The organism is Prevotella sp. P4-67 (assembly GCF_002251325.1).
Taxonomy (GTDB): Bacteria; Bacteroidota; Bacteroidia; order Bacteroidales; family Bacteroidaceae; genus Prevotella.
In genome coordinates this window covers 1-14,782 of the sequence record NZ_NPJL01000023.1, presented here as the reverse complement: position 1 = coordinate 14,782, position 14,782 = coordinate 1, and the positions used below count along the sequence as shown (strand labels likewise).

The following is a 14,782-nucleotide window of genomic DNA, read 5'->3' as shown; positions in this document are numbered from 1 at the left end:
AATAGTTTAATCACGCTGCTTAATATAATCCAAAACTTTCTGGGCTGCAATGTGGTAATTGGCCTTCAGAGCGCCCTCGGTACGCTCGAGCATCTTGCTCATCTCTGAGTATTTCATCTCATCGTAATAGCGGAGCAGGAAAACCGTGCGCTGCATGTCGGGAAGTTGGGCAATGGCTTCCTGCAAGAGGGCCTCGGTGGCGTCGCCGTCGAAATACTCGTCAGCCATCAGGTGCCGGGCGGCGTAGAGGTCGGCATCGGCGTCGGCCACGTTCTTCTTGCGGCGCAGAAAGTCGAGCGACTCGTTGACGGCAATACTGTAGAGCCAGGTGGAAATCTTGGAATCGGCCTTGAACCTGTCGATGTTCATCCACGCCTTCATCAGCACATTCTGCATCACATCGTCGGCGTCTTCGTGATAGAGCACAAAGTGTCGTATCTTCCAATACAGCATCTCGCTATACTGGCTGACGATGAGCCCGAATGCCTTGCGCTTGGTCTCGGGCGACGCGAGCATCTTCAGAAGTGTGTTGTCGTCGACTGTCATCGGTAATTGTTCAGATATCGGTTGATTACGGCATCATAACCATAGATGTCGGCATACTCACACATATGACCTTGAGGGTCGGGATAGAGGGTGTAATAGGTAATGAACAACGGCACTACCGGGTCGAGGCTCTTGGAACGGATAACCATACGGCGCTTGAGCGTATCAGCTTGGGCTTCGCCGTCGCGGGCCAGCATGGCTGTCATCGAATACTGTATCTTGGCTTTGACCGACGGGTCTTTGTCGGCGAGAAGGAATACTGCCAGGTCGTAGGGGCGCTCAACTCGCACGCAACCATGCGAGACTGCGCGCACAGCACGTCTGAAAAATCCGCGAGATGAAGTGTCGTGGAGATAAACGGAGAAAGAATTGGGGAAACGGAATACTATACGCCCCAAGGAATTGCCCTCGCCGCCTTTCTGCACAACCGAATAGGTGGGCGAAAGCAGCATATCTGATGTGAAATGTGGCCAGGAGACGGTCTTTCCCGTACTGCGCTCGCGCACAATGTAATGGTTGCGGGCGAAATAGGCACTGTCGCCAATGTGGCGTACCACGCTGTTACGGATAATGCTCCTCGGGATAATCCATTGAGGGTTGAGGTCCATACGGGAGATATCGCTGACGAGCAGAGGGGTCTTGGTAGACACGGCTCCCAGTCCTACACGCATCTGCATGGTGGTCTCGCCGTCGACAGCGGTCAACATAAACGCCGGCACATTGACCATCACATATTTGGGGCAAGTCTGGGGATGTCGGTGGGTGCGCCAGCGGCGGCGCTCCATGTTGGCCATGATCCGCGAATAGGCTGGCGTCTGCGGCGGAGTGGACAGTAGCATCTGCGCAAACCGCCGATACAGAGAGTCGACAGGCTGGACATCGTGCAGGAAGACGGCTACGCTGTCGGCCTCGACCTTGGCGAGAGCGCGCTGGTAGAACGCACGGTTAGGGGTGTCCATCCCGACATCAAAAAGGGTGCGATAGCCGAGGCTTATACGCGCCGTGTCGACGAGGTCAATGCGGTTGAGAAGCACGCGGGGGTTGACATAACCGAAGCGTTGGCCCGTCACATAGCGCAGATATGACTTGGTAAGATTGTACTCCAGCCGAGCCACTACACGACTGGCTGTATGGAGCGTGTCAAACTGCAGGTGGCGCATACGTTGGAGGTCGGCCTCTATCTGGGACACACGAAAACGATTGGGACTGAAGCCAATCTTGTCGACATGACGCAGATAGGCCAAGAGAGTGTCAGCCCGGCGGTCGACGCCCTGACGGTCTACCCAAAGGAGGCGTCCACCCTGCTGGTAATAATTGCGAAGAAAATAATCGGAAGCGACCGTATCTCGGTCATCGCGCACTTGGCGGTCCAAATGCTGCTTGAGACGCGACAGGCTGACCACATAGTCAGACACACGCATCGTGGAAAAATCATCCAAGGTAAGGTCGCGGTTGGGATTGACATCCTTTTCGCTACAGGCGACAAGCGAAAAGGCAGCAACCGCAATAAAGAATAGTTTCAGGAGGCTCGACACGGACTACTTGACAGAGATTTTGCGAACACACTTGCCCACCTTTACTATATAGCAACCCTTGGGCAAGCTGAGCTCAAAGCGCTTGTCTTCACCTTCCACTTTGACGTTCATCACTCTTACTCCAGCCACGTTGTAGATTTGAAGGACCTCTCCCTCAGCACCGGTAACACGCAGGATGGAGTTGGCGTAGGATATAGAAATCTGCTGGAAATCGGTCTCCACAATCTCTATGCCTGGATTGGCCATCGCCGACGACGGCATGGCAAAGGCGACGAACAAAGCAAAAACTGATACGAGTATATTTTTTATCATAAGCCTTTCAATATTGTATTTCAATGCAAAAATAGGTAATTTATCGCACACTATCCATCATTTGCACGAACAAAATGAGCGTCATTAAAACTATTTAACATCTATCACCATGCCTTCATTGGCCAAGACGGTGTTGGGGAAGATGGCAACGGCCTCGTCGAGGATAGTCTGCTCGTTCTCATAGCGGGCACTGAAATGTCCCAAGACCAACTTGCCGACTCCGGCGGCCCGCGCTACCTTTGCGGCTTGCTCCGATGTGCTGTGGTAGTAGAGCTTGGCGCGGTCGGCGCAGGCTTTGTCGTAGGTACTCTCATGATAAAGCACGGTAGCGCCTTCCACGAGCTTATGCAACTTGGGCATATAGCGCGTGTCACTACAGTAAGCATAGCTGCGAGGTGGGTCTGCAGGGAAAGTAAGGCGCGAATTGGGGACTACAGAGCCATCCTCGGTCGTCCAGTCTGCGCCGTTCTTGATGTTGGCGATATGACATACGGGGATATGATAGAAGTCTATCATGTCCCGACGTATGTGCGGGAGTGTCGGTTTCTCACGAAAAAGGAAACCGCAACAAGGCATACGATGCTCAAGGGGAATGGTAGTCACCGTGAGGCTACGGTCTTCATAGATAACGGTAGTCGCCGCAGTATCAATCGCATGGAACTCGACCTTGTATTCAAGTCCCTGACAGTAAGCTTGCATCTCCACCTCCAGGATGGGTTGCAACTCCGCCGGAGCATGGACATGCAGCGGTGCTGTACGCCCCAACATGCCGAATGTGGATATCATCCCGATAAGCCCGAAGCAATGGTCGCCATGCAGATGGGAAATAAAAACGTGGCCAATGCGCGAGAAACTCACGCGCGAACGACGGAGCTGTATCTGGGTGCCCTCTCCGCAGTCTATCATGAACATCTTGTCGCGCAGCTCTACCACCTGCGCCGATGCATTGTGGCGCAGCGTGGGCAGCGCACTGCCACACCCGAGTATATGTACCTTGAATGATTCCAAAACGTTAATCGTTACTATTCACAGGTTGGCGCTTGAAGGCGTAGATGCCCTGATGATTCTCGAGATATAGGCTGTCGGCTCCCAGACCCTCAATGCCGAAGGTGTCACGATTGAGAATGAGTTTGCAATTGCATATCTTCCACGCCGTCCAAGGGTTGCTTTCGGCTTTGACCGCAGATGCCACTGTTCCACCTTCCTGTATTTCAAAGTTCTTGTCAATGCTGGTCCATCTGCCGAGCAACGTGGTGATGTTGATGGCCTGCGAGGCTTGCATCTCTCCATCACTATTCTTGAAGCCGACAACTGCCATGCGGTCGCCGACCAACATTCCGCCTTTGACGGTCATCTCCGCATCGTTGGCATCCAACATATAGGTTATGGTGTCGCCCTCGTCGGTCACCAATTCAAGAGAATGCATCGACGTTCCACTTCCGCACACTCCATAGACCGTAGAATCCGGCGTCTCCATAACCTCCACGCTATCAGCGTCGGCATTATTGTCCGCGTTCTTCTGTCCTCCGCATCCCATCATCATCATTACGACTCCAATGGTCAAGATAAAACATACCTTCTTCATTGTATATCTTTTATTGGTTATCATTCTCATTGTATTGGTTATCATTCTTGCGTTCCTGACACTTAGCTTCATTCCAGAGGTCATCCATCTCCCCGAGAGTCATATCTTTAAGCTCTTTTCCAGCCTCTTTGGCTTTCTGTTCCACATAGCCAAAGCGGCGGATGAACTTCTGGTTGGTCTGCTCGAGCGCGTTGTCGGGATTGAGATGATAGAGGCGAGCGGCATTGATGACGCTGAAGAGGAAATCACCAAGTTCCTTTTCAGAGTTGATAGCGTCGTCCTTGGCGAGTTCAACCTCAAGCTCGTTGAGTTCTTCCCGCACCTTATCCCAAACATCTTCACGTTTCTGCCAGTCAAAGCCCACATTGCGGGCCTTGTCCTGGATGCGGTAGGCTTTGATGAGCGAAGGCAGCGAGGCTGGCACACCGGAAAGCACGGTCTTGTTGCCGTCCTTTTCCTTTTGTTTGATTTGTTCCCAAGTCTGCTCCACCTCCTCGCTGTTGTGCGGCATGTCGCCCGAGTCCGCCTTCGGATCATCCCGCCATCCCGTCCAATCTATAAATGGATGACGGAACATCAGCTTGCGAGCCTCTTGGTTGCAGACATCAGCGATGTCAAATTCGCCGGATTCATCTCCAAGAATGGCATAGAACAGCACATGCTCCATGACATCACCAAGCTCCTTTTTCACATTATGCATATCATTGTTCATCAATGCGTCAGCAAGCTCGAAGGTTTCTTCAATGGTATTGGGACGCAGACTCTGAAACGTCTGTTTGCGGTCCCAGGGACACTCTTTGCGAAGGCGCTCCTGGACATCAAGCAGGTGGCCAAAGGCTTCTATTTTAGCTTCTCTCGTATTCATTGTTATATTTTTTCTATGCAAAAGTAAGTAAATTTCAATAAATTCTTGTAACTTTGCAATGATTTTTTTAACATGATATTATTAATCCGAAAAATATGGAATTAGCAAGTAAGTACGACCCACGTGAAGTGGAGTCGAAATGGTACAAGTACTGGCTTGACAACAAACTCTTCAGCAGCAAGCCAGACGGAAGAGAACCATACACCATTGTCATCCCACCTCCCAATGTAACTGGCGTGTTACACATGGGTCACATGCTTAACAACACCATCCAGGATATTCTGGTGCGACGCGCCCGCATGGAAGGTAAGAATGCTTGTTGGGTACCCGGAACCGACCACGCCTCGATAGCGACCGAAGCCAAGGTGGTGAAGAGACTTGCTGAACAAGGTATTAAGAAGCATGACCTCACCCGCGATGAATTTCTGAAGCATGCTTGGGACTGGACCAACGAACATGGTGGCATTATCCTCAAGCAGCTACGCCGTTTGGGTGCATCATGCGATTGGGACCGCACCGCATTCACCATGGATGAGAAGCGCTCTCAAAGCGTCATCAAAGTTTTTGTTGACCTCTACAACAAGGGACTTATCTACCGCGGACTGCGCATGGTAAACTGGGACCCCAAGGCCCAGACTGCACTCAGCAATGAGGAGGTTATCTACAAGGATGAGCAGTCCAAACTCTATAATCTTAAATATTACATTGCTCCTGACTGTGATTGCTCGGATATTGACCAAGCAGCCGAAGGCAATGTCATCCATAAGGACGAGAAGGGTTACTATGCAGTGGTAGCCACCACGCGCCCTGAGACCATCATGGGCGACACCGCGATGTGTATCAACCCCAAAGACCCCAAGAACCAATGGCTTAAAGGCAAGAAGGTTATCGTACCACTCGTGGGACGTGTCATCCCCGTCATCGAGGACCGCTATGTAGACATAGAGTTTGGTACAGGATGTCTGAAGGTTACCCCTGCACACGACACCAACGACAATATGCTGGGCAAGACACACCATCTCGAGACTATCGACATCTTCAATGCCGACGCCACCATTTCCGAGGCGTCTCCGCTGTATGTCGGCATGGACCGCTTCGACTGTCGTCGCCAGATTGCAAAGGACCTTCAGGCCGCCGGACTTATGGAACGCATCGAAGACTATAATAATAAGGTGGGCTATTCAGAGCGAAACCCCGACACGGCGATAGAGCCACGCCTCTCCTTACAGTGGTTCCTTCGCATGCAGCATTTCGCTGACATCGCCCTGCCTCCCGTTATGGACGGCGAGATGAACTTCTACCCCGCCAAATACAAGACTACATACAAGAACTGGCTCGACAACATCCAGGATTGGTGCATTTCGCGCCAGTTGTGGTGGGGTCACCGCATACCCGCCTACTTCTATGGCGACGGCGAAGAAGACTTCGTGGTAGCCGAGACCGCCGACGAGGCGCTGAAGATGGCTCAGGCAAAGACCGGCAATGCCGCTCTGACCGCTGATGACCTCAAACAGGACGAAGATGCACTCGATACATGGTTCTCTTCATGGTTGTGGCCCATCTCCCTCTTTGATGGCATCAACAACCCAGGCAACGAGGAGCTCAATTATTACTACCCCACCAGCGACCTGGTTACCGGACCAGACATTATCTTCTTCTGGGTAGCCCGCATGATTATGGCTGGCGAGGAGTACACCGGCAAGATACCGTTCAAGAACGTCTACTTCACCGGTATCGTACGCGACAAGCTGGGCCGAAAGATGTCCAAGAGTCTCGGCAACTCTCCCGACCCCATCGAACTTATCGAGAAGTTCGGCGCCGATGGCGTGCGCATGGGCATGATGCTCTCCGCCCCCGCCGGCAACGACATCCTCTTCGATGAGAGCCTGTGCGAGCAGGGCCGCAACTTCAACAACAAGATTTGGAATGCCTTCCGTCTGGTTCAGGGATGGACCGTTGCCGACGGCGAGCAGCCCGAGGCAAGCCGCATAGCCACCGAGTGGTTCGACGCCAAGCTCAAGCAGACCAACGAGGAGGTCGACGACCTCTTCCGCAAGTACCGCATCTCCGAGGCATTGATGGCTGTCTACCGCCTGTTCTGGGATGAGTTCTCCAGCTGGTACCTCGAGATGGTCAAGCCCGCCTACATCAATGGCGAAGCCCAGCCCATCGACCGCGCCACTTACGACAAGACACTGCGCTTCTTCGAGACACTGCTCAAGATGCTGCACCCCTTCATGCCGTTTATCACCGAGGAGCTGTGGCAGCACATCTACGACCGCAAGGATGGCGAGAGCATCATGCGCGACGCACTGAAGGTTGCCGCTCCCACCGAGGCCGAACTTACCCTCATCTCGCAGATTGAGGAGGTGAAGCAGATAGTAAGCGGTGTGCGCATGGTGCGCAACCAGAAGAACATTGCGCCCAAGGAGCAGTTGGCTCTGCAGGCCATCGGCACCAACGCCTTCGCTGCCTACAACGCCGTCATCACCAAGATGGCCAACCTCAGCAGCATCGATGTAGTGAGCGACAAGGATGCCAGTGCCAGCGCCTTTATGGTGGGCACTCACGAGTTTGCCGTACCTCTGGGCGACCTCATCGACGTCGAGGCCGAGATAGCCAAGGCCGAGGCACAGCTAAAGCACCTCGAAGGCTTCCTCATGGGTATCCGCAAGAAGCTCGCCAACGAGAAGTTCGTCGCCAATGCCCCCGAGGCTGTCGTAGCCATGGAGCGCAAGAAGGAGAGCGACTCGCTCGAGAAGATTGCAGCACTCCAGGAGTCGATTGCTGAGCTCAGAAAGAAATAGAACTCATTAAATACTTAATCATTATGAAGCGTTTCCTCGGTTTGTGTGTGTGTTTCGTGACCCTGTTGTTTACCGCTTGTAGCGACGACAATGCTCCGACACCGCCAGAGACCCAGAAAACGCTTTTTCTTTATCTCCCTTGGTCGTCTACTGGCCAACCTCCCTACCAGCGCAATCTATATTCGTACTTTATCAACAACATTGAGAATATAGAAAGGGCCATCCGCCAACAGGGCGGGATGGGCAATACGCGCCTGCTCACTTTCATCTCGCAGTCGCCTACCTACTCTGCATTGGTAGAAATCAGGTATCAGGGCAACCAGTGCGTCCGCGACACGCTCAAGCGTTACAATGCCTACGACTACACCAGTGCCTCGGGCATAGCTGCACTCTTAGGCGATGTCAAGACCGCCGCCCCGGCTCCCCGATATGCCATGGTCATCGGATGCCATGGCAACGGATGGATTCCAAGCGGTGTCAAGGACTATTACCGTAGCCGCTCGTTTGGCGGAATCGACGCCAAGTTTCAGACCGAGCTCTCCGACCTTGCCGAAGGCATCAAGAGAGCAGCCATGCCCCTTCAGTTCATCGCCTTCGACGACTGCTACATGGCGGGAGTCGAAGTGGCATACGACCTAAAGGACGCCACCGACCATATCATCGCCTCCACCTCAGAGATTATGGCCGACGGACTGCCTTACTACCGCATCTGGCGCCACCTGGCTGCCACCAGCCCCGATTATCAGTCCATTGTCAACGAGTTTCATACCTATTACACCCAGCACACCTATCCCTACGGCACGCTCTCGGTGATAGACTGCCGACAGATGGACGCTATGGCTGCGTGGATGAAAGACATCAACGGCCGTTACACCTTTGATGCCACCCATGTCGACCGTCTGCAGAAACTCGACGGTATGGCACAGACCATTTTCTTTGACATGAAGAGCTACATCGATGACCTCTGCGATGCCAATGACCGCAGCCAGTTTGACTATCTGGTCAAGCGACTTGTGCCCTACCACACCCACACCAATGCCGTGTATACCGACCTGAGCGGGTTCAATGGCGGCATAAGCACCATCCCCGTCACCACGTTCTGCGGAATAACAATTTCCGACCCTACTACCAACAGTTACGTAGCGGGCCGGAAATCTATGACTGCTTGGTGGCAAGCCACCCATTAGGAGTTAACCTACCTGAGCCGGTTCATAAGGCATACCCCATACATCGGCCACAGCCTTGAAGGTTATCTTGCCCTCTACCACATTCAGGCCTTTATACAGAGCCGCGTCTTCACGACATGCTTTCTTCCAGCCCTTGTCTGCCAGAGCCAAGGCATACTTCAGCGTGGCATTGGTCAGAGCGGCAGTCGACGTGTTGGGCACTGCGCCGGGAATATTTGCCACGGCATAGTGTACGATGCCATCCACCTCGTATACGGGGTCGCTGTGTGTTGTGGGATGCGAAGTCTCAAAGCAGCCGCCCTGATCTATAGCCACATCCACCAGCACCGTTCCGGGTTCCATCTCCTTCAGCATGTCGCGGGTGATGAGGTGCGGAGCCTTGTCGCCCGGCACCAGTACCGAACCTACTACGATATCCACATCCTTCAACTCCTTGCGTATATTGTGCTCGGTCGAGTATAGCGTATGCACATTGGCAGGCAGTTCGGCGTCCAACTGGCGCAGACGAGGCAGACTGATGTCTGTGATATACACCTCTGCCCCCATTCCGGCAGCCATGCGCGCAGCCGCTTCACCCACGATGCCGCCGCCGAGTACCAGCACCTTGGCGGGCTTCACGCCGGGCACACCACTCATCAGCTTGCCCTTTCCGCCCTTGGTCTTCTGCAGATAGTAGGCACCGTTGATTGACGCCATGCGGCCTGCCACCTCGCTCATCGGAACCAGCAGAGGCAACCTTTTGTCTGCTGTCTGCACCGTCTCGTAGGCCAGACACACCGCACCGCTCTTGACCATGGCCTCGGTCAATTCCAAATCGCAAGCCAGGTGGAAATAGGTGAATACCAACTGTCCATGCTTCAGCAGAGGATATTCGGGCTTGATGGGCTCTTTGACTTTTATAATCATTTCAGCCACATCATACACCGCTTCGATGGTGGGCAGTATCTTGGCACCCACCTTCTCGTACGCCGCATCGGCAAAGCCACTGCCATCGCCGGCTGTATGTTGTACAAACACTTCGTGCCCGTGTTTTACCAGTTCGGCCACGCCATCGGGGGTCATACCCACTCGGTTCTCGTTGTTCTTGATTTCTTTTGGAATACCGATTTTCATGATTATATTGGTTTTTAATTGATTAATTGCTGCAAATATAATAAATAATCACATTCTCCAAACATTTTTCTTCGTTTTTTTTCAAACTTTATCCTTTCACTTACGATTTGTAAGCACATCGAGCCTGCATCGGCCGCCATTCACGCCACCTTTTTCACCCACGTGGTCTCCCGTGGGGGCATCTTCTGACCGATAGTCGGCGGAATGAAAACCATGCTGATGAACTTAAAAATAATTGCGTGGTTAGATTTCTGGATTTCCAACCATGATTTCTACATATCACACTTCGATTTTACCGTTTCGCAGTTCGCAATCAGTTTCCACTGCATCTCGGGCAGAAATCGGGATATTCCGATGATTTCGTGGGGCACTGTCCTCCACATCGTTTCATGCTCCTGCGCTTTGGCAACAACTGCCATGATAGCGCCGCTTCATAGGGATGTCGCCAAGTTTTTGCCGACAAATTACATCTATGTCTTATTTTTTTCGTAATTTCGCAACATAGTAACCAACAGTATCACCATGCGCATAATAGTATCTGACAAGATAGAAAGCGTGTGCCCCGAGTTTGTGGGAGCACATGTAGAGATATACGTACACAACAGCCCATACTCAGCAGGACTCTGGGGCGAGATAGACCGACTGGGCCAGGAGTTCAGACAGACCCTGACGACCGAGACGCTCAAAGACATTTCGGGCATCGCAGCCACCCGTCAGGTCTACCGTGCCTGCGGCAAAGACCCGTCGCGCTACCGTCCTGCTGCCGAAGCCCTCATCCGCCGCATCCTCCAAGGCAAGCAGCTCTACCAAATCAATACGCTGGTAGACCTTGTCAATCTGGCGAGCATACGCTATGGCTACAGCATTGGCGGTTTCGACGCCGACAAGTTTGAGGGCGACACGCTCACCCTGGGTGTGGGCCGTGCCGGCGAACCTTACGAGGGCATTGGCCGCGGCACCATCAACATCGAGGGTCTACCCGTCTATCGCGACGCCGTGGGGGGCGTGGGCACTCCCACCTCCGACCACGAGCGCACCAAGATAGACGACAACACCACCCACCTCGTGGTGCTCATCAACGGGTATGACGGTTGCGAGGCCGACGTGCGCGCCAATGCCGAGTACATCCTCCAGCTGGCGCGCGACTACTGCGACGGTACCGATGGAAGCTACTATATATATAAATAAGGTAAGACTATGGAACAGAATAATGACAGCCGCGTGGCACAGATGCGCCAGTGGATAGAACAGCTCAATGCGGCGTCTGCAGCCTACTATAATGGCAGGGAAGAGCTGATGACCGACTACGAATGGGATGCTCTCTTCGACCGGCTCAAGGCTATGGAAACGCTCACGGGCATCACGCTCGACGGCTCGCCCACTGCCAAGGTGTCAGAAGACAACATCGCCGGCAAGAAGGAAGACCATGAGTTTGCCGCCCTGTCGCTCGCCAAGACCAAGAGTCCTGCCGACCTGGTGAAGTGGGCCGAGGAGCGCCCCATCTGGATGTCGTGGAAACTCGACGGCCTCACCCTCGTGGTGACCTACGACGAGGGACTGCTCAGCAAGGTCGTGACGCGCGGCAACGGTCATACCGGCACCAACATCACCCACCTGGCGCCAGCCATCAGCGGCATCCCCCAGCACATAGACCATCAGGGCCACCTCGTGATACGTGGCGAGGCGGTAATATCCTACAAGGACTTTGAGATATTCAATATGGAGAGCGACGAAGAGTATGCCAACCCCCGCAACCTGGCTTCGGGCTCGCTCACACTGAAAGACATCAACGAGGTAAGCCGCCGCCACATCCAGTGGATAGCCTTTACGCTGGTCTATACCGACGAGGCAATCGACTCGTGGGGCGACCGCATGGTGCTGTTGGACCGCTTGGGGTTCACCACCGTGGAGCGCGAGCTGATAACCACGCCCACCCTCGACAACATAGACCACAGCATCGATGGCTGGACCCACAAGGTCACCAGCGGAGAATGCCCCTTCCCGGTAGACGGGCTGGTAATCGTCTATGACGACACAGCCTACGCCTCTACCGGTTCGGTCACGGGCCACCACGCCACCCGCGCCGGCTACGCCTTCAAATGGCAGGACGAGAGTGCGCAGACCCAGCTGGACCACATCGAGTGGTCGTGCGCGGCATCGACCATCTCGCCCGTGGCGGTCTTCACTCCCGTAAGCCTCGAGGGCACCACCGTGAAGCGCGCCTCGCTCTGCAACATCAGCGAGTGCGAACGCCTGGGCATAGGCGGTCCCGGCACTACCCTATCGGTAATCAAGGCCAACAAGATTATCCCCAAGGTGATAGAGGTGATACAGACCGTGGGCACACTCGACATCCCCGCCACCTGCCCCGTATGCGGCGCACCCACCGAGGTGACCGAGAGCGCAAGCGGCACACGCACGCTGCACTGCACCAATGCCGACTGCGCCGCCAAACAGCTGCGCAAGTTTGCACGGTTTGTCTCCAAGGCTGGTGCCAACATCGACGGACTGAGCGAACAGACCATCGCCAAGTTCATCAACCTGGGTTGGGTGAGCGAATATGCCGACCTCTACCACATGGACGAGCATGCGCTGGAGCTGTCGATGATGGAAGGCTTCGGGCGCAAGTCTGTAAGCAACCTGTTGCGCAGCATAGAGAAAGCACGCACGGTCAAGGCGCGCCAGTTGCTATACGCTCTGAGCATACCTCTATGCGGCACCGACGTGTGCAAGCGTCTGCTCGCCGCATACACCTTCGAAGAGTTGGTAGCCGAAGCCTCTCAGACCGACAACCCTGAACACTTTGCCCACATCGACGGCATAGGCCCCGAGAAATCGGCTGCTGTAGTGGAGTGGTTCCACAATCCCACGCACAGCAGGATGGTGACCCGTCTGCTCGCCGAGATAGAAATCGAGGCAGAGGCCACCGCGCCCGCCGGCGCCCGTTGCGAGGGAATGACATTCGTAGTGACCGGCGATGTGCACCACTACAAAAACCGCAACGAGCTCAAGGCCTATATCGAGAGTCAAGGCGGCAAGGTTACAGGTAGCGTAAGCCGCTCGACCCACTACCTCATCAACAACGATGTAACCTCTCAGTCGGGCAAGAACAAGAAAGCCCAGGAGTTGGGCATCCCCATTATCAGTGAAGACGAGTTCGTCGAGCGTTTCGGATAGACACTGCATGAAGCAAAAGAGAGCGGCTGACAGGCATATAACCCGTCAGCCGCTCTCTGTATATGGTCTCCAAGTTTAGAAAGTCCACTTGGCTGCCACCGTGGGGATGGCATAGAACTTATTGTTCTCACCCTGGTTGTTCCACACGAAGTTGTTGGACAGCTCGACCTCGCTGCCAAGACTCAGATGGACATCATCCCATCCCTTGAGCTTGTCCAAGTTAACCCAGAACTGGGGTTCGCTCAGGAAAATGTAGTGACCCCGCACGCTCTGGTCATACCAGAGGTCGGCAAAACCGCTGAAGGTGCAAAGACCCTTGGCAAAAGTGATGCCCCAAACTGCTGTAGCCTGGAAACTGTTGAAAGCACGCATGTCTTTGTGAGCATTCTTGAAATAATACTTATACATAGCCTGCAGCGAGAATGTGCGGGAGAAGTCGGCACTATGCCAGTTCCACGCACCACCAAGGAGAGCCGCCTGCTGGAAACGATTGCCATAATAACTGTTGTCCATACGGCCGGTGCTTACACCACCGTCGTACTCTACATGGGCAGCCCACTGCTTGTTGGCAGAAAGGTTGAACTCGCGGCTAATCTCCCAATAAGCGCCCATCACTCCGTCGCTCTCATAATCGAGGTCGGTGAAGAAATAGGTACTACCCCAACGGTCGGGCTTAAACAACTCGATAGTGGTGGTTACACTCTGACGCTCGGAAAGGTCATTGTAAAGCGAGCGACCCAAATCATAATGCAACTGGACATTCTGTGCGAAGCCAGAAACGGCAGCCACGGTGAAGGCTGCAAGCATAAGTAATCTCTGTTTCATATGATACATGTTTATAAAAATAGTCCAAAGATAGTGCAAAGGTACGAAAAAGAGCATAAATATAAGAGATGGTTGGCAAAATTGTCGTAACTTTGTAGATGAAATTCAGAGAAATAGACACTATGAGAATAGATATCATTACCGTTCTGCCCGAAATGCTCGAGGGCTTTGTTCACGAATCCATCCTGGCACGTGCCCAGAAGAAGGGACTGGCTGAGATACATCTGCACAATCTGCGCGACTACACCAAGGACAAATGGCGCCGCGTGGACGACTATCCCTACGGCGGTTTTGCCGGCATGGTGATGCAGATAGAGCCCATAGACCGCTGCATCAGCGCCCTCAAGGCCGAGAGAGACTATGACGAGGTAATCTTTACCACCCCCGACGGCGAGCAGTTTGACCAGCATGTGGCCAACGACCTGTCGCTCAAAGAGAACCTCATCATCCTGTGTGGCCACTACAAGGGTATAGACCAGCGTGTGCGCGACCACCTCATCACCCGTGAAATCTCGGTGGGCGACTACGTGCTCACCGGTGGCGAACTGGCTGCTGCCATCATCTCGGATGCCGTGGTACGCATCGTGCCGGGCGTGGTGGGCGACGAGCAGAGCGCTCTGTCGGACTGTTTCCAGGACGACATGCTCTCAGCGCCTATCTATACACGGCCGGCAGAATACAAAGGCTGGCGTGTGCCCGACATCCTGCTCAGCGGCAACGAAGCCAAAATCAAGGACTGGGAGATAGAGCAGAGCTATGAGCGCACCCGCCGTCTGCGCCCCGACCTGCTGGAACGGCAGAAGAAGGGATAACCCCCCTCTCCCCCATAC

At 53.9% G+C, this 14,782-nt stretch carries 13 protein-coding genes; 5 read left to right on the top strand and 8 right to left on the bottom strand.

Annotation, left to right across the window (positions count from 1 at the left end; all coding sequences use genetic code 11):
* Nucleotides 1-6: 6 nt before the first annotated feature.
* The 6 genes from CIK92_RS03600 to mazG form a co-directional block, all read right to left on the bottom strand.
* Nucleotides 7-546, bottom strand: coding sequence for an RNA polymerase sigma factor (locus CIK92_RS03600; RefSeq protein WP_094388198.1), 540 nt, complete (start codon nt 544-546; stop codon nt 7-9).
* Nucleotides 543-2,081 (bottom strand): L,D-transpeptidase family protein, encoded by a 1,539-nt coding sequence (locus tag CIK92_RS03595; protein ID WP_254045992.1) that lies wholly within the window; start codon nt 2,079-2,081, stop codon nt 543-545. Before CIK92_RS03595 ends, CIK92_RS03600 begins: the two co-directional genes overlap by 4 nt.
* Before the next feature lie 3 nt (nt 2,082-2,084).
* A complete protein-coding gene (locus tag CIK92_RS03590; protein WP_022310298.1) occupies nt 2,085-2,393 on the bottom strand; it encodes a T9SS type A sorting domain-containing protein in 309 nt (102 codons plus the stop codon).
* A 90-nt stretch (nt 2,394-2,483) separates the two neighbouring features.
* A complete protein-coding gene (locus CIK92_RS03585; RefSeq protein WP_094388196.1) occupies nt 2,484-3,401 on the bottom strand; it encodes a ribonuclease Z in 918 nt (305 codons plus the stop codon).
* Between the two features lie 4 nt (nt 3,402-3,405).
* On the bottom strand, nt 3,406-3,978 hold the full coding sequence (locus tag CIK92_RS03580; protein ID WP_094388195.1) for a hypothetical protein: 573 nt from the start codon (nt 3,976-3,978) through the stop codon (nt 3,406-3,408).
* A 10-nt stretch (nt 3,979-3,988) separates the two neighbouring features.
* Nucleotides 3,989-4,843: a nucleoside triphosphate pyrophosphohydrolase gene (gene mazG, locus CIK92_RS03575; protein WP_094388194.1), complete on the bottom strand. Its 855-nt coding sequence runs from the start codon at nt 4,841-4,843 to the stop codon at nt 3,989-3,991.
* A gap of 95 nt (nt 4,844-4,938) precedes the next feature.
* Between mazG and CIK92_RS03570 the strand changes: the two genes are divergently transcribed.
* Nucleotides 4,939-7,650: a valine--tRNA ligase gene (locus CIK92_RS03570; protein WP_094388193.1), complete on the top strand. Its 2,712-nt coding sequence runs from the start codon at nt 4,939-4,941 to the stop codon at nt 7,648-7,650.
* A gap of 23 nt (nt 7,651-7,673) precedes the next feature.
* Complete coding sequence (locus CIK92_RS03565) at nt 7,674-8,837, top strand: clostripain-related cysteine peptidase (RefSeq protein ID WP_094388192.1); 1,164 nt, start codon at nt 7,674-7,676, stop codon at nt 8,835-8,837.
* A gap of 3 nt (nt 8,838-8,840) precedes the next feature.
* Here the strand turns inward: CIK92_RS03565 and ald are convergent, their stop codons facing one another.
* On the bottom strand, nt 8,841-9,950 hold the full coding sequence (gene ald, locus CIK92_RS03560; RefSeq protein ID WP_094388191.1) for an alanine dehydrogenase: 1,110 nt from the start codon (nt 9,948-9,950) through the stop codon (nt 8,841-8,843).
* A gap of 522 nt (nt 9,951-10,472) precedes the next feature.
* Here ald and CIK92_RS03555 point away from each other — a divergent pair.
* Nucleotides 10,473-11,138: a B3/4 domain-containing protein gene (locus CIK92_RS03555; RefSeq protein WP_094388190.1), complete on the top strand. Its 666-nt coding sequence runs from the start codon at nt 10,473-10,475 to the stop codon at nt 11,136-11,138.
* A gap of 9 nt (nt 11,139-11,147) precedes the next feature.
* Nucleotides 11,148-13,127 carry an NAD-dependent DNA ligase LigA gene (ligA, locus tag CIK92_RS03550; RefSeq protein WP_254045991.1) on the top strand — a complete coding sequence of 660 codons (1,980 nt, stop codon included), beginning with the start codon at nt 11,148-11,150 and terminating at the stop codon, nt 13,125-13,127.
* Nucleotides 13,128-13,202: 75 nt separating this feature from the next.
* Here the strand turns inward: ligA and CIK92_RS03545 are convergent, their stop codons facing one another.
* Nucleotides 13,203-13,952, bottom strand: a complete 750-nt coding sequence (locus CIK92_RS03545) for a DUF5020 family protein (protein ID WP_094388209.1) — start codon at nt 13,950-13,952, stop codon at nt 13,203-13,205.
* Nucleotides 13,953-14,074: 122 nt separating this feature from the next.
* On the opposite strand from CIK92_RS03545, the gene trmD reads away from it, so the two are divergent.
* Nucleotides 14,075-14,764 (top strand): tRNA (guanosine(37)-N1)-methyltransferase TrmD, encoded by a 690-nt coding sequence (trmD, locus tag CIK92_RS03540; RefSeq protein ID WP_094388208.1) that lies wholly within the window; start codon nt 14,075-14,077, stop codon nt 14,762-14,764.
* Nucleotides 14,765-14,782: the final 18 nt, after the last annotated feature.